The organism is Hydrogenophaga sp. (assembly GCF_025699295.1).
Taxonomy (GTDB): domain Bacteria; phylum Pseudomonadota; class Gammaproteobacteria; order Burkholderiales; family Burkholderiaceae_C; genus Hydrogenophaga.
The window spans coordinates 161,908-176,029 of record NZ_JAILWB010000002.1 but is presented as its reverse complement, the minus strand read 5'-3'; the positions used below and the strand labels follow the sequence as shown (position 1 = coordinate 176,029).

Genomic DNA, 14,122 nt, shown 5'->3' with positions numbered 1-14,122 from the left:
GTTGGTCAGACGTCGACGACGTGGCGCAGCAGGGCGAAGCCGACGCGCCAATGGGTGCCGTCGCCGGGATCGATGGTGGCTGTACGGCTGTTGATGCGCACGATGGTGCCCACCACCGTCTGCAGGTACTTGTCCTCGAAGGCCACCTTCTCGCCGCAGCGAAAGTCGTTGCGCGTCGGTCGCGGCGCAGCTGGCGGCTCTGGCGCCTGGGCTTGAGCAGGTGCCGCAGGATCATCAGGTTGCGGCGGCTCAATCGCGGCGTAGGGAAGCTTCCACTCCTTGCGTTCTCGCAAGTCCTGCAACGTGACCTGTGTCTCGCGCATGGCCACGACCTTGCCCTGTCGCAGGCTGCCATCGCGCCAGTCCACAAAGCGCACCGTCTGCCCCAGGTGCATGTCCTTGCGCACGGCAATGATGCGCCGCGGATCGGCCAGCAGTCGCTCGATGAGCGTGCTCAGCTGGAACAGCTCCAGGCTGCTGGCGTTCTGCAGGGCGTCCAGCACCCGCGGGTCGATGCCGGGTGCGCTCATGCTGCCCGGCGCTGCTGTGCCCGGTTGGCTCCTGACTGCATCAGGTTCCAGGGCAACAGCTCATCGATGCGGTTGATGGGGTGCTCGGCAATGCGGCTGAGCACCTCGCGCAGGTAGGCCTCGGGATCCAGACCATTGAGCTTGGCTGTCTGCACCAGGCTGTAGATCGCGGCCGCGCGCTCGCCGCCAGCGTCCGAGCCCATGAACAGGTAGTTGCCCCGACCCAAGGCCACCCCACGCAGCGCTCGCTCGGCGGCGTTGTTGTCCATCTCGATACGGCCGTCATCGCAATAGTGCGTCAGGGCCTGCCAGCGCGTGAGGCTGTAGCCGATGGCTTGCGCCAGTTCCGATTTGGCCGACACCCGCCCCAGCAGGTGGCTCAGCCAGGCGTGCATCTCCTGCAGCAGCGGGCTCGCCCGTGCCTGGCGTTGGACTCGTCGCACCTCTGGTGGCTGCCCTCGGATCTCACGCTCGATCGCATACAGCTGGGCGATGCGCCGCAGGGCCTGCGCCGCGATGGAGGTCTCGTCGCGGCCGCTGCTGAGGTACAGATCCCACCATGGCCTGCGCGCGTGGGCCCAGCAAGCGGCCTCGGTGATCTGGCCTGAGCCGTAGAGCTTGCCCCAACCGCCATAGGCGTCCGCCTGCAGGATGCCCCGGTAGCGTCGCAAGTGCCGCTGTGGGTGTTCGCCCTTTCGGTCTGGCGTGTACTGGTACCAGGCCGCAGGAGGCTCGCTCGAACCGATCGGGCGGTCGTCTCTGACGTATACCCACAAGCGCCCGGTCTTGGTCTTGCCTCGTCCGGGCTGCAGCACCGGCACCGGCGTGTCGTCTGCGTGGATCTTGGCCGCCGCCAAGGTGTAGCGCCCCAGCGCCGCCACCAGCGGGTCCAGCAACTGATCGGCCTGCTCGACCCAGCCGGCCAGCGTGGAGCGGTCCAGCTCAACACCGCTGCGGGCATAGATGCCGCTTTGACGGTACAAGGGCAGGTGGTCGCAATACTTGGAGACCAGCACATGGGCCAGCAGGCCGGCGCCGGCCACGCCGCGCGCAATCGGGCGGCTGGGTGCGCAGGCCTGGAAGATCGTCTGGCAAGCCATACAGACCAGCTTGGGCCGTACATGCCGGATCACCTTGAAGTGCGCCGGCACGTACTCCAGCTGCTCGGAGACGTCTTGCCCGATCTTGCGCAACCGGGCACCGCACGCCGTGCAGCCGCAGGGCTGACCCGCACTGTCGTGGTGACTGTCGCTGACCTCAGGCCGATGTTCCTGGACATCACGCGGCAGCTGTGCCGGCAGACTGCGGTCGATCTGCGCGTCGTTGGCTGGTGTCTGTGTCGATGCGAGCTTGGATCGGGAGGCCATGGCGGCATCGCCGCCATCGATCAAAGGCATTTGTGCCGCCCACTGTTCGCTGGAGTGGCCGAACTCGGCGCGCATGCGACGCAGCAGTTGCAACTTGAGCTTATCGACCATCAGCTTGAGCAGCGCCACCTCGGTATCGCGCGCCTCGATGATGCGCAGCAACTCTTCTCGGCTCGGCTGTGATGGGGTAGCTGTCGACACGGCCTCGATTGTGCCGCTCACCTGCGCAGCAGATGATCGGGAATCACCCGCAACAGCGCCCCTACGCAGCCAGCTCTGGCCGATGCGTGCGCGCCGGCATGCGCCAATCGATGCCTTCGAGCAGCATCGACAACTGTGCCGGTGTCAGCGATACGCCACCGCCCGAGGCTTGGGGCCAGACGAAACGCCCGCGTTCGAGTCGCTTGCTCAGCAGCAGCAGGCCCTGGCCATCGAACCACAGCACCTTGATGATGTCGCCGCGCCGGCCGCGGAAGACGAAGACGTGGCCACTGAACGGGTTCTCGCTCAGCGCAGTCTGCACCATCGCAGCCAGGCCATCGAAGCCCTTGCGCATGTCGGTGTGTCCGGCCACGATCCACACCCGCGTGTTCGCTGGCAAGCCAATCATGCGCGCAACGCGGTCAGCACCGTCCTCAGTTGCGCGGCATCGACCTGACCGCTCAGGCGGATGACGGCACCGCACAATTCGATCTCCACCGTCCCCGAGGATGGTTGGGCAACGGTGGTCGCCACCACATCGGCACAGGGCGGCGCCCCCACAACGGTGACGGGCAACAGCGTCGGTGAGCCGGACTGCCAATGTCCTAGCTTGATCCAGTGACGAAGCAGATTGGCGTTGACGCCGTTGCGCAGCGCCAGGCCCGAGACGGAGGCGCCTGGTCTGCTGGCCTGATCGACCAGCCAAGCCTTGAAGGCCGAGAAATAGATGTGCTTGCCGTTGCCAAGGGTGCGCTCAACCTTCGGCCCGTTCCACTCAGGGGTATGTCCACTGTCCTGCATATGGACACATGCTGCCGGGCCCCTGCCAGCTTCACAACAAGGGCCTTGAGGCCACGCTTACAGTGAAGCCGCTCGGATCGACGGCATTGTTGTCTGCGCCACTGGCAATGGAACTGTGCACCTCAGGTTAGAAAACTCACTGCTCAGGGCGCATACCTACGGAATAGAGGTTTGGCGCGCCAGCCGCTGTAGTCGTGGCTGGCAAATTGAAAACGACAATACGCCCCCCGCTCTTGGAAGTGACCTCTCACCGGTGAAGGCAAGGATCCTTTTGATGCTGAAGCAGGCCAGGTCCCGGGCAGAATCCGTCAAGGTCGAGCCAGTCGATCGAAACCGGGAGTCGTCCTCGGCCCAGGGCGGTTGAGCTTTTTTAGGCTCACCCCGGGCTGGTCTTTGCAATGACCTATTGTGGACTGGCACCACGCTCGCCAGAGCGCCAGCTCCAAGGCGGAATCGGATGGGAATCAGCCCACAGCCCTCGCCTTTGGGCTCGAGCTTCATCTTCTGCCTGTGCATATAGCTGCCGATCGATTGCACTCTGCTCTCGTGCGTATTGCTTGTAGTGCCAAGCCATCCCTTGGGCCACCAGGATGAGATTCACATCTCGCCCTTGATGCATGACCTTGCCGATGGTTCGCCCGTAACGGTCTTTCTTCTCGGTCAAGACCTCTACTTGCTTGCGAAACACCAGGTCCGCAAGCATCTGGCGAGAGCGCTGACCAAACGGCTGCTTCCGCTCAGGGGCATCGATTCCAGCCAAACGGATCTTGTGCTGCACACGGTCGGCATCCAGCACCGTCAGGGTGTCTCCATCAGCGATCGCTACCACCTCGCCGACCAGGTTTTGTGCCCAAACACTGAATGACAGCGTGTTGGCCAGCAGGCCGACGATCAGAAGCCTGAACAGGTTGGGGTAAACAGACAAATCGCATTTCCACAAAAAAGATGCCCGGCCATAGGCCGGGCAGTCAAAGGCGTCATAGGACGCCTCAGGGAGGATGGGCTCTAGAAAGCCCAGTTGAATTATGGGGGTGAAGCGCCTCGCGTTCAACTCCTGCGAGCACCTTCCAACGAGTGCACATCCATTTTTTGATGAATATGACTCGCCTCCGGGCAGCAGCAAGCGAAGGCAATCACACCAGATGAGGTTGCTCTGAAATTCATAGCAATACTCTTTTCGGTATGCGGTCTGAGCAGCGACTCAGTTGATCAATTCTCTATTGATACGGCCAATGATGTGGAAACCATTCTTATGGAGAACCACCCCAAACGCTCGTTTTTTCTTCAAGGAGTTCAACATGCCCGCCCCTATCCCCGTCCAAATCGCCGGTCAATCTTTCCCAAGCATCAACCAAGCCCGCCTGCACTTCAGCGGCATCCTGCAAAACTGCCAAATCGGACAGCCGATCAGCGATCAAGATCGGTCTCAGATCCTGGCGCTTGCCACCGCAAGCCACAAGTTCTTTGTTGAGGATGAGAAGTCGACCGCCAGCGTCGTGAATGGCAATTACGGGAAAAAGTGCTTTGCCGTGTCAACCAACAAAAAAGCGCAGATCATCTCGATCACCCTGTCTTTGAAAAACAGCGCTCGGCCCCCAGCACCGACATCTGCCCTCAACTGACAACCGTCACAACATCTCTCCTCCTCTCCTGTGCCGAGCGGCTATCGGCTGCACTCACCGCCTATGATGGCTACGCAGCGATTGCGGCCAGTGGGTGCTTCCATGCGTACTCACGCTGCCTGCCACGAAGCGGCTGTCGAGTAGTGCGACTGGCGTTGGCCCGAATGGCGACTGTACGAGGTACTGCGGTCATAGGACTTCCGCGACTCCGCTGGCACTGCCCCACCGACCGCCTCCCCATCACCTGGACTGACGGTATCGACCCTGAGGAGACGTGCACACTACGAAGTTCGCTGCCCCAAAGCAGTCGGTGACAGCAAACGGCACCAACGCTGGTCGTCCCCCTCGTGTAAGGCGGATCGTTTGAGCCGCGCTTATGTACCTCCGCGCCAAGGGCGATGGCTCCATTTCGTTGCATGATGCCACACCAAACCTGGCGAATGCAGTTCGCCATAAGCGAACAAAGTTCTTGCGATTTTGGCGATCAACCGCTACACTGACTGTGCTTGGGCTAAAGAGAGCACTCGTTAATCGTGGGGATGTGGAAGCACATCTCGTGGGGCCGAAAGGCTCTGATGTTCTCTGCGGTCACGCGGTCGCCGGTACGCGGTGGTCTGGGTGGTTGCAGCGAAGCCGGTCCCGGACGAGTACCGGGACCGGTTAGGGGTCCAGAGGTGCAAACAGCCGACGTTCTCTCACTTTCTTCAGAACTGACGAGAGGCTCTGCATGGTGCAGGGTCGTTTTGAAGAAGGAGGCATCAAATGCCTGAGATTCGTAAATGTTCAAGCCGTCGGCCGGCATCGGAGAAGAAGAGTCTGCGAGGGTGGTTTTTCCGCCATCGCGTGGTGCTGAAGGGTGTCATCGGGGTCGGTAAGGCTCTGCTGTACATCTGGAGCATCTGGCACCGATTCCGAGATGACCTCTGGCCTTTTTATGTATGGATCACAGGGCGTATTAATGCAACACGAGGCGCTTCGTTTGGTGCGTGTGTTTCACGACTTGAACCAGACGACTTTGGCAGAACGACTGCAAATTTCAAAGTCCTACCTCTCGGAGATCGAGAGTGGCAAGAAGCAAGTGACGCTGGAGTTGCTCCAAAAGTACGCGGATACGTTTGGCATGCCCGTGTCGTCGTTGCTCTTCTTTGCTGAGCAGGTTGAAGGCGGCGCCCGCGAGAGAGTGCACACGGCGATTGCCGGCAAGGTCGTCAAGATGCTGGACTGGATGGCGGCCAAAGACGCCGTCTGAGGAACACGCTTGGGCACTCGCAAGACCTACGCGCTGGACCAGTGCCCCCTATACAAGCTTTCCAGCCGCAGACGGTTGGCACAAGATGTCTTCAACGTTGACTTGCCGTTCCTGGAGCGCCTCGCGGCCAATGAATGCAACTTCCGTGTCTTCACGATAAAGCAGGGTGAGAAGGACCGCCAAGTCGAAGTTCCCAAGGTCGTTCTGGAGCGAATCCACCGCCGCCTCTTTAATCTCCTTGAGCGCATCGAAAAGCCTGACTACCTCCACTCTGGCGTTCGAGGACGTTCGTACATTTCCAATGCGAAGGTCCACGTTGGTGCTGTTCCACTTGTAAAGTTGGATCTGAAGAGGTTCTACCCGTCAGTTGATGGCGCGCGCGTTTCAAGGTTCTTCACTGGCACTTTGCGTTGTAGTCCTGATGTGGCTGCACTACTGACGCGTCTATGCACATTCGAGAACCATGTCCCCACCGGGAGTTGCGTCAGCCAGTTGCTGGCGTTCTTCGCTGCGAAGCCACTGTTTGATGAACTGCACGCGCTGGCAGCAAGCGCGGGCGTACGAGACAGTTGCTACGTTGATGACCTAACTTGGTCCGGCCACGGGGCGACACCAGCCTTCCTTTGGGCAGCAAAGCAGGTGGTGCACCGCCACGGATTTGAGTACCACAAAGACCGCTGTTTCGCCGCTGGAGACCGAAAGCTCGTAACTGGAGTGATTTTGGACGGCAACCGCATTGCTGTTCTTCCCAGCAAGGAATTCGATCTTTGGAAGAACACTCAGGCCCTTGGTGGTTTTCGACCCCATGAGCGGATCTTGGCCGTCAACAGCCTTATCGGTTCGGCGGTAGCGGCTGGACAGATTGAGGCTCGGTTTCTGCGGCGACTACTGCGTCTGCGTCAAGTGAAGGCTGCGGCAATCGCCGAAGCTGCCCTGCCCTAAGCTGACTGTCGCAATCGGCGGCTTTTGGCCGAATCCTCCAATTCGCGGACGGCTCTGGAAGCAGCCGTTGGTCGGTGATGCGGTTAAGTCCAGGAGACCGCTGACGGGGTGCGCTGTGAACTCACAGAACCGGCCAGGAGCAGTCGCTCGTGACCGGCCGCTCTACTGCCGTCGATTTGACCTGCTCCCCACCAGCCGTACCAGCTTGAAGTTAGTGAAGTCCGTCAACCACCAGGAGAATGACGGACATGAAGAAGAGCAGATTCAGCGAGGAACAGATCATTGGCTGCCTCAAGCAAGCCGAAGCCGGCATGCCGATCAAGGAGCTGTGCCGCAACGGCGGCTTCAGCGATGCGACGTTCTACAAGTGGCGCGCCAAGTTCGGCGGCATGCAGGTCTCGGAGGCCCAGCGCCTGCGTGAGCTCGAATCCGAGAATGCCAAGCTCAAGCGGCTGTTGGCCGAAGCCCACCTGGACATGCACGCGCTCAAGAGCGTTCTGGGTGTAAAGCGCTAGCCCCACAGGCCAGGCGCGAGGCGATCCGGATCATGGTCAGCGAACACGATTTGTCCGAACGCCGAGCGTGCCGTCTTGTGGGGCTCTCCCGCGACAGCTACCGCCATCCACCGAAGACCGATCATGCCACCGTGGAACTGCAAGAGAAGATCGTGGAGATCGCCCACGTGCGTCGGCGCTTTGGCTACCGTCGTATCCACGACCTGCTGCGCCCGCAGTTTCCCGGCGTCAATCACAAGCGCGTGTATCGCCTCTACCGGCAGGCCAACCTTGCCGTGCGCCGACGCAAGAAGGTCAAACGGCCCGTCAACGAGCGGGTACCGCTGCAACTGGCACGCACGGTCAACGAGGTGTGGAGCATGGACTTTGTGTGTGACAGCCTCTCGGGTGGCAGACGTCTGAAGTACCTCACCGTGGCCGATGACTTCAGCCATGAGAGCGTTGAGATCGCCGTGGACTTCGGTATCTCAGGTCAGTACGTGACCCGGGTGCTGGACCGCGCTGCGCTGTTTCGTGGGTATCCGCAGGCGGTACGAACCGATAACGGCCCGGAGTTCACCAGCCGCGCCTTCATGGCCTGGGCGCAGGCGCATGGCATCCGACACATCCTGATCCAGCCGGGGCGCCCCATGCAAAACGGCTACATCGAGAGCTTCAACGGCAAGTTCCGTGATGAGCACTTGAACGAGTGCTGGTTCGAGACCTTGTACCAAGCCCGGGCAGCCGTTGCCATCTGGCGTCAGGACTACAACGAGGTCAGGCCACACAGCAGTCTGGGTCGCATGCCACCGGCTCGCTTCGCCGAGCTGCATCGCCAGCGCGCTGGCGATGCAGCTCAACTCACATCAACCCCCAAACCCATCGAGTAATCTTTAACCCGGACTTCCACTTTTGATTGGTACGTCTACAGGGGGCAGGTCAGATTCAGATGACCAGGCCGGTCCATCGGTCGGTCCAATGGGTGCCGGTTTGCGTCCCGCAGCCTTTCCCCGGATGTTCTATGTAGACCACTGGTCGTCACATGATGTCCTGAATCAGATCGCACGCACTCTATGCTCATCCAATCATTGCCGCTGCGCGCAACGCTGCGATGGCGAAGCATGCGCCGGCCAGACGATGTCCACGATGTCGCACGGTTTGCCTGATGATGGTGCCCTTGTGCTGATCCACAGGCTGGATCAGCAACTTCCACCGCCTGTTCAATCTGAAGGATCCAATGTCTGATTCAGTTCAAGCCTTCGCAGAGCTTCTGCACGCCGGATCACCGATTAACCCTAGGAGCTTGCCGCTAACCAACGTCACATTCTTCCTCGGTGCCGGGTTCTCCAAGTCATGGGACGAGCGCTTTCCGGTTGGTAACGCGTTGTTCTCGTTCACCTACAAGGAGTGGCAGAAGCTAGATGGACCCCTCGAGGAGTTTCTAAACCTCATCAACTACCGGGTCCTCAATCTCGACATCGACGCCTCGATGTTCAAGGACATCGTCTACCAGATCGGCATGATGAAGAAGTACCCGGATATGCGTCCGCGGTACATCGACGACCAGAACCTGGCGCTGGTCGAGAAGCATCTGCGCTTCATGGTCCGGAAAAAGTTCGAGGCGACCGCCCCCCTTTACTTCGAGCAGGAGGAGAAGCTGCATCTGCCGGGCAAGCGGACGAAGGACCAATCAAAGGTCCTGAAGTTCTTCAGGAAGATGGAGCAGGCGAGCGATGGTTCGCGCGGGCTCCCGGAGGGCTTGCGGGCGAATTACTTGACGACGAACTATGACTTCGTCATCGAGGCCATTCTGGATGCCACCGTGGGGAACGACGACAGCTACCGGCTCTACAAGTACCGCGGCATCACACCCACGCACTATTGCGGCCGGGTCCCCGAAACGGCCGTCCACGACAACTTTCTTGTGGGAAACCTGCTCAAGATCAACGGGGGGTTCGAGATCTTCAAGACGAGCGAGGGTTTCGAGTTCGACTACCGCAAGTCGTCAGACGAGCGCAGGTTGCGCGAGAACCCGCCGCAACTGATGCTTGCGTCCCGTGAGCAGGACTACACGCAGGCATACTTTCGGGCGATGTTTCCGAAGGTGATTCGGCTTCTGCAGGAAACTCGCCTACTGGTGGTGGTCGGCTACAGCCTCCCCGAAGAAGACGCGCTGCTTCGACTGATCCTGAGGCAGTTTGCCGAGGATCGCGCCGATGGGAGCCTTAAAGCGGTCTTCTACATTGACCTATCCACCAAGGTCGAACAGGCGGCGAAGGTCAAGGGCGTCTTTCCGCACGCTGAAGAGTTGCACGGCCTGACGGTGTTCCCTTACTCGGGTTCCTTTGCAAGCTGGTGCGGCAAGGTCGTCGCGGCGGTAAGCAAGATGGACAAGGCGCTCTGAGAGGGGCACTAAGCGCGTGGGGTTTCTTCTGTGTTCGGACGGTGATCCATGAAGGTGCTCGCTTGAGAACTTCCCGGGTCTCGACGGCTTGCCAACACGACCATTGCAGCCGCCACGATGTCTTTACCACGCCGGCGCAGCTTGTGGCTGACCGCTCCGCGTCGGCGAGTTCTGAACTTTGTGCGGCTACAACGGGTCGAAACTTGCTGCTCGCGTCAGAAGTGAAGCTGTCACCGGCCGATGGCCGCCTGCAGCGCCCGGTAAGCAGCGAACGCAGCGAGTGTGGCTTGGTCGGGTGCACCGTAGTCGATAACCTTCAGGGGCGTCTTGGCCAACCAAAGCGATTGCGCCGTCAGCGTTCGATCCGGGTAGTTGAGCAGTCCGACTTGAAGCTGAAATGCCAAGTCGTTGAGCGATCCGAGGACTCTGCGATTTGCCGTCTTTCCAACTGCCCAACGTTGCATCGCATAGCGCTCGGCAGCGGCCTCGTCCGCTGAAACGCCGATTTCGGTGAGGATCGGCTCCAGGACCTTGCACAGTCGCTGAACGAGGGTTCGACTATCCCGTGCTGGTACCACTACGGGCAGCAAGCTTCGTTCGCTGACAGCGAGCACAACCTGGATTCGGCCAACGCGCCCTGATGGCCACCCCAAACTGCTCCACTTATGGCCAGTCAAACTGCTCCAGGCAGGACGGTCGGATGGGAACTATACGGGCGCGACGGCGATGCGTGAGGCGGCCTCCTTCAGTCGGTAGCTCTTGCCCTCGAACTCCAGCATCGCGCATCGGTGCATGAGACGGTCCAGGATGGTGGTGGCCATGGTGGCGTCACCCAGGTATTTGCCCCAGTCCTGCACCACGCGGTTGGATGTGATGACGATGGCGCGGCGCAGCTTGTAGCGCTGGTGGACGATGACCTGCAAGAGTTCGGCACTGATGTCGGCGATGCGCCGGGCCAGGAACAGATCGTCTAGCACCAGCAGGTCCGGCTCGACCCAGGCCTTGAGCTGCTCAGCCTGCTCTTGTGTGCTGGCCAGCCCGTAGCGGGCGAACTCGGTATCGGCCTCCACGTAGCGCACGTCGTAGCCTTGCAGCGTGGCCTGGTAGGCCACGGCCTTGGCCACATGGCTCTTGCCGGTGCCGGGCTTGCCGATGATCAGCGCGTTGGCGCCCTCGCCGATGAACTTCAGGGTGTGCAACTCGAAGCAGGCGCTGCGCGGCAGCTTTGGGTTGAAACGCCAGTCGAAGTCCGCCAGCGAGGGGCGATCATCCAGACCCGAGCGTTTGAAGCGGCGCTCGGTCAGGCGAGAGCGGCGCCGGTCCAACTCATCTTGAAGCATGGCGGCGAAGGTCTCCAAGAAGGGTTGCTGGGCGGCCTGTGCCTGCATCACACGGGTGGACAAGGTCTCGGCGATGCCGGAGAGGCGCAATTCGCGCAGGGCGCGTTCGATCTCGTTCATGTTCATGGCTGGGTGCTCTCGCAGGATTGGGTGGCGGTGGCGGCGTGCGTGAACAGGTCGCCGTATTCATCGGCACTGCGGATGAGTGCGTGTTGCTGGGTCAGCGTTGATGCCGAGGCCGACGGTGCTGGGCAGACGGCTTCCAGGGCCGCCAGGGCATCGGCGACGAGCCGCTCGGTCAGCGCCTTGACGTGGCGGTAGCTGTGAACCCCTTGCTCCATGGCGGCGCCACAGGCCGCGTCGATGAAACGGTGCGGGTAGCGACGCGCCAGGTTGACGACGCCCCAGAGCTTGCGCTGGCCGACTCGGCCTTCGATGGCGAACAGCATCTCGCACAGCCGTGCTGCCTGGGGGCCGATGGCCCGCGCCTGGCTGAGGATGAAGCGGGTCTCGCGCGAGGGGTTGAACACGCGCTCGGCCATGGGCAACACCACAGTGCCAGGTCGCTCCACGCGGGCGTGGGTGCGCAGCAAAGCCTGGGTGCGCAGGTCACGGACCTCGATGCGCCGCTCAAAGATCCGCACCAGCACCTTGGTGCCAATCACCGCCGGGCGGGCTGCGTAGCTGCTGTGGTCGATGCGCACGCAACTGTCGTCGCAGACCGTGCGCTGCACCTCGCTGAAGTACTGCATGCCGGTCAAGGGCAGTGGCTGCAGGTGGGCGCGCTCCTCCTCGAACATGGCCTGCACCTGGCGGCGCTCGGCGCCATGGATGCGAGAGGCCGCCCACTTCGCTTCCCAGTGCTCCAGAAAGGCGTTCTGCTCTTCGATCGTCTCGAAGCGCCGGCCCTTGAGCGCGGTGGCCTGGGTGTGCTGAATAGCGTTCTCCACCGTGCCCTTGCGGTTGGGGTCACGCACCCGAGCCGGGTCGGCCACCACCTCGTAGTGGGCCAGCGTGGCGGCATAGACCGGATTGAGTGAGGGCTCGTACAGGTCGGGCTTCAAAACACCCTCCTTGAGGTTGTCGAGCACCACGTACCGGGCAGAGCCACCGAAGTAGCGCCAGGCCTGCTCGTGCAGCTCGGCCCAGACCTGCTGGCCGGAATTCCAGACCACACGGCGGAAGCTGCGCCGCGAGTAACGCAGCGTGGCCACAAACAGGCGAGGTTTGCGCCAGCGCTCGGTGCCGGGCACGCGGGTGGGCGCGCCCTCGCCGTAGTCGACCTGCATCTCTTCGCCGGGAGCGAACGAGAGGCGATCGAACTGCTCGGGCTCCTTATGGCGCAGTCGGGCCACGAAGCGCTTGACGGAGTTGTAGGCGCCATCGAAGCCGTGCAGGTCCACCAGGTCCTGGTAGATGGCGGTGGCATTGCGCCCCAGGCGCAACTGGGCATCGATGAAGGCGCGATGGGGTTCGCACCGGGAGGTGGCCACCGGTGTTGCAACCGGCGTCGGGGTCGGTGGCCAGGGTGGAGCAGTTTGACTGGGAGAGTCGGTGGCCACCCCGGGGCAGTTTGCAGGATCGGCGGCAAAGCGCTGCTGATACGAGCGGATGGTGTGGCGCGAGATGCCGGTGATGCGTTCGATCTCGCGCTGTGTGGCGCCGCCCTTGAGCAGCGTCCAAATGGTGGTTTGTAGATGTGGCTTCAAGACGTTCAACCTCGGGCTCCCTCGGGATAAGGGAGCAGAAAGTAACGTCCTGCCTGTCGGGCCTCACGGCGCCCGACGCACCGGGCTCAATGCGTCAGATCACCGCGGCCAGGTGGAGCAGTTTGGGTGGCCATAAGTGGAGCACTTTGGGTGGCCGCCGGGGAACGCGGATCAGATTGGCGTACCAATCGCCGAGGACTGTGTCCGGCGGTGCCGTCTCAGGATCAGGCTTTGAACTCAGCCGGTCAAGTAGCTTTTGGGTGCAGCGAAGGACAAACACAGTGCAGAGACGGAGAGAAAAATGGAAAGTATCGAGGCTGACCAATGTTTCCTTTCGGCGGTAGTGCAGTCGTACCTTTCCTGGAGCATCGAATGGCTGCTGATGAACGTCACCACCGCACATGACTCAACATCGAGTGGCCCAGTACAGCCTCAAGCCGGCATAGCCAAGTCATCGGCCGCTCCGCAGCGATTGCTGTCGGTCGACGGAGGACGCCAATTGCGAGGTCTCGACTTCAATACGGTCATTGAGCTATCTGCGCATTCCACTGATGGCGGACAGTGATTCCATTCCCATCGCGGACAGCGTTCCATGCGATGGCGGACACGTTGCGCGGGTGTCCTGAGTGACGCTACAAATCGTAGCCGAAGTGTCCGCCATCAGCGTGGAACGGCGGTCGGCGCGGCCGGCTCAAGCGGTCTTGGCGAGCTTTCTCATCGACTCGCCCTTGAGGGCTATCTTGTGCGAGCCGTGCACGATGCGGTCCAGGATGGCGTCGGCCAGCGTAGGCTCGTCCAGCCAGGCGTGCCAGGCCGTCACCGGCAACTGGCTGGTGATGAGCGTCGAGCGCGTGCCTACGCGGTCGTCCAGCAACTCCAGCAGGTCGTTTCGCTCGTGCGCGGCAATCGGCGCAATACCGAAGTCGTCCAGGATGAGCAGGTCCAGCCGCGCCAGTTGCGCCAGCCGTTTGCCCAGGCTGCCATCGCCATGGGCCACGTGCAGCTCCTGCAGCAGCCGTGGCGCGCGGGTGTAGAGCACCGAGAAGCCCAGGCGCGCAGCCTGCTGCCCCAGTGCGCAGGCCAGCCACGTCTTGCCGCAACCGGTGGCGCCGGTGAGCAGCACGTTGTGACCATGGCGCAGCCAGTCCCCGCCGGCCAGGCTGGTGATGACCTCCCGGCTCAGGCCCCGGCTGGTGCGCCAGTCGATGTCCTCCAGGCAGGCACTGGAGACCTTCAGGCGCGCGGTCTTGAGCAGGCGCTCCAGGCGCTTGCTGTCGCGCCAGTCCACCTCGCGCTGCACCAGCAGCGCCAGGCGTTGTTCAAAGGGCAGTTCGCTGGCTGTGATGTGGGTGGCTGCGTCGTTCAGGGCGGCCACCATGCCGTCCAGGCGCAGGGCGCGCAGTTGGTTCAAGGTCTGTTCGTTGAGCATGGTCGTTGGTGCTTTCTTTGTCTGTATCGGGGTG

16 protein-coding genes are annotated in these 14,122 nt (G+C 61.7%); 7 read left to right on the top strand and 9 right to left on the bottom strand.

Annotated elements, in window-relative coordinates; translation table 11 throughout:
• Window positions 1-5: 5 nt before the first annotated feature.
• The 4 genes from K5880_RS02400 to K5880_RS02385 all read right to left on the bottom strand — a co-directional run bounded on the left by K5880_RS02400 (window position 6) and on the right by K5880_RS02385 (window position 2,899).
• Complete coding sequence (locus K5880_RS02400; RefSeq protein ID WP_297648244.1) at window positions 6-530, bottom strand: hypothetical protein; 525 nt, start codon at window positions 528-530, stop codon at window positions 6-8.
• Entirely contained in the window at window positions 527-2,098 is a 1,572-nt protein-coding gene (locus K5880_RS02395) for an IS66 family transposase (RefSeq protein WP_297648242.1), read from the bottom strand. The genes K5880_RS02400 and K5880_RS02395 overlap by 4 nt, the downstream gene beginning before the upstream one ends.
• A 61-nt stretch (window positions 2,099-2,159) precedes the next feature.
• Window positions 2,160-2,507, bottom strand: coding sequence for an IS66 family insertion sequence element accessory protein TnpB (gene tnpB / locus K5880_RS02390; RefSeq protein ID WP_054257764.1), 348 nt, complete (start codon window positions 2,505-2,507; stop codon window positions 2,160-2,162).
• The gene (locus K5880_RS02385) at window positions 2,504-2,899 is read right to left on the bottom strand and encodes a transposase (protein WP_297648237.1); all 396 of its coding nucleotides are present in this window, start codon (window positions 2,897-2,899) and stop codon (window positions 2,504-2,506) included. The genes tnpB and K5880_RS02385 overlap by 4 nt, the downstream gene beginning before the upstream one ends.
• A 76-nt stretch (window positions 2,900-2,975) precedes the next feature.
• Between K5880_RS02385 and K5880_RS23120 the strand changes: the two genes are divergently transcribed.
• Window positions 2,976-3,263 carry a hypothetical protein gene (locus tag K5880_RS23120; RefSeq protein WP_366882412.1) on the top strand — a complete coding sequence of 96 codons (288 nt, stop codon included), beginning with the start codon at window positions 2,976-2,978 and terminating at the stop codon, window positions 3,261-3,263.
• Between the two features lie 39 nt (window positions 3,264-3,302).
• On the opposite strand, the gene K5880_RS02380 is transcribed toward K5880_RS23120, so the two are convergent.
• A complete protein-coding gene (locus K5880_RS02380) occupies window positions 3,303-3,950 on the bottom strand; it encodes a thermonuclease family protein (protein WP_297648234.1) in 648 nt (215 codons plus the stop codon).
• Window positions 3,951-4,197: 247 nt separating this feature from the next.
• On the opposite strand from K5880_RS02380, the gene K5880_RS02375 reads away from it, so the two are divergent.
• The 5 genes from K5880_RS02375 (at window position 4,198) to K5880_RS02355 (ending at window position 9,610) form a co-directional block, all read left to right on the top strand.
• Window positions 4,198-4,521 carry a hypothetical protein gene (locus tag K5880_RS02375; RefSeq protein ID WP_297648231.1) on the top strand — a complete coding sequence of 108 codons (324 nt, stop codon included), beginning with the start codon at window positions 4,198-4,200 and terminating at the stop codon, window positions 4,519-4,521.
• A gap of 916 nt (window positions 4,522-5,437) precedes the next feature.
• Entirely contained in the window at window positions 5,438-5,770 is a 333-nt protein-coding gene (locus K5880_RS02370) for a helix-turn-helix transcriptional regulator (protein ID WP_297648229.1), read from the top strand.
• Window positions 5,771-5,779: 9 nt separating this feature from the next.
• Window positions 5,780-6,712 carry a reverse transcriptase family protein gene (locus K5880_RS02365; RefSeq protein WP_297648226.1) on the top strand — a complete coding sequence of 311 codons (933 nt, stop codon included), beginning with the start codon at window positions 5,780-5,782 and terminating at the stop codon, window positions 6,710-6,712.
• 248 nt (window positions 6,713-6,960) lie between these two features.
• Window positions 6,961-8,096 (top strand): IS3 family transposase gene (locus tag K5880_RS02360; RefSeq protein WP_297648224.1). Its coding sequence is split into 2 segments (ribosomal slippage): window positions 6,961-7,222 and window positions 7,222-8,096, totalling 1,137 coding nucleotides; the frame shifts between segments, so codons are not numbered across the junction.
• Between the two features lie 413 nt (window positions 8,097-8,509).
• On the top strand, window positions 8,510-9,610 hold the full coding sequence (locus tag K5880_RS02355) for a hypothetical protein (protein ID WP_297648222.1): 1,101 nt from the start codon (window positions 8,510-8,512) through the stop codon (window positions 9,608-9,610).
• Between the two features lie 230 nt (window positions 9,611-9,840).
• On the opposite strand, the gene K5880_RS02350 is transcribed toward K5880_RS02355, so the two are convergent.
• From K5880_RS02350 to istA, 3 genes are all read right to left on the bottom strand, one after another.
• Entirely contained in the window at window positions 9,841-10,224 is a 384-nt protein-coding gene (locus K5880_RS02350) for a hypothetical protein (protein WP_297648219.1), read from the bottom strand.
• 93 nt (window positions 10,225-10,317) lie between these two features.
• Window positions 10,318-11,076, bottom strand: a complete 759-nt coding sequence (gene istB, locus K5880_RS02345) for an IS21-like element helper ATPase IstB (RefSeq protein ID WP_297648217.1) — start codon at window positions 11,074-11,076, stop codon at window positions 10,318-10,320.
• Entirely contained in the window at window positions 11,073-12,668 is a 1,596-nt protein-coding gene (gene istA / locus K5880_RS02340; RefSeq protein WP_297648215.1) for an IS21 family transposase, read from the bottom strand. Before istA ends, istB (K5880_RS02345) begins: the two co-directional genes overlap by 4 nt.
• A 292-nt stretch (window positions 12,669-12,960) precedes the next feature.
• Here istA and K5880_RS02335 point away from each other — a divergent pair, with 292 nt between their 5' ends.
• Window positions 12,961-13,224, top strand: coding sequence for a hypothetical protein (locus K5880_RS02335; RefSeq protein ID WP_297648212.1), 264 nt, complete (start codon window positions 12,961-12,963; stop codon window positions 13,222-13,224).
• 126 nt (window positions 13,225-13,350) lie between these two features.
• Here the strand turns inward: K5880_RS02335 and istB (K5880_RS02330) are convergent, their stop codons facing one another.
• Window positions 13,351-14,088, bottom strand: a complete 738-nt coding sequence (istB, locus tag K5880_RS02330) for an IS21-like element helper ATPase IstB (protein ID WP_297648210.1) — start codon at window positions 14,086-14,088, stop codon at window positions 13,351-13,353.
• Between the last annotated feature and the right edge of the window lie 34 nt (window positions 14,089-14,122).

Bases quoted from the DNA above. Each gene is read 5' to 3' on its own strand.
- K5880_RS02400 (WP_297648244.1), bottom strand. From the start codon at position 530: ATGAGCGCACCCGGCATCGACCCGCGGGTGCTGGACGCCCTGCAGAAC.
- tnpB (WP_054257764.1), bottom strand. From the start codon at position 2,507: ATGATTGGCTTGCCAGCGAACACGCGGGTGTGGATCGTGGCCGGACAC.
- K5880_RS02385 (WP_297648237.1), bottom strand. From the start codon at position 2,899: ATGCAGGACAGTGGACATACCCCTGAGTGGAACGGGCCGAAGGTTGAG.
- K5880_RS02375 (WP_297648231.1), top strand. From the start codon at position 4,198: ATGCCCGCCCCTATCCCCGTCCAAATCGCCGGTCAATCTTTCCCAAGC.
- K5880_RS02370 (WP_297648229.1), top strand. From the start codon at position 5,438: ATGACCTCTGGCCTTTTTATGTATGGATCACAGGGCGTATTAATGCAA.
- istB (WP_297648217.1), bottom strand. From the start codon at position 11,076: ATGAACATGAACGAGATCGAACGCGCCCTGCGCGAATTGCGCCTCTCC.
- K5880_RS02335 (WP_297648212.1), top strand. From the start codon at position 12,961: ATGGAAAGTATCGAGGCTGACCAATGTTTCCTTTCGGCGGTAGTGCAG.
- istB (WP_297648210.1), bottom strand. From the start codon at position 14,088: ATGCTCAACGAACAGACCTTGAACCAACTGCGCGCCCTGCGCCTGGAC.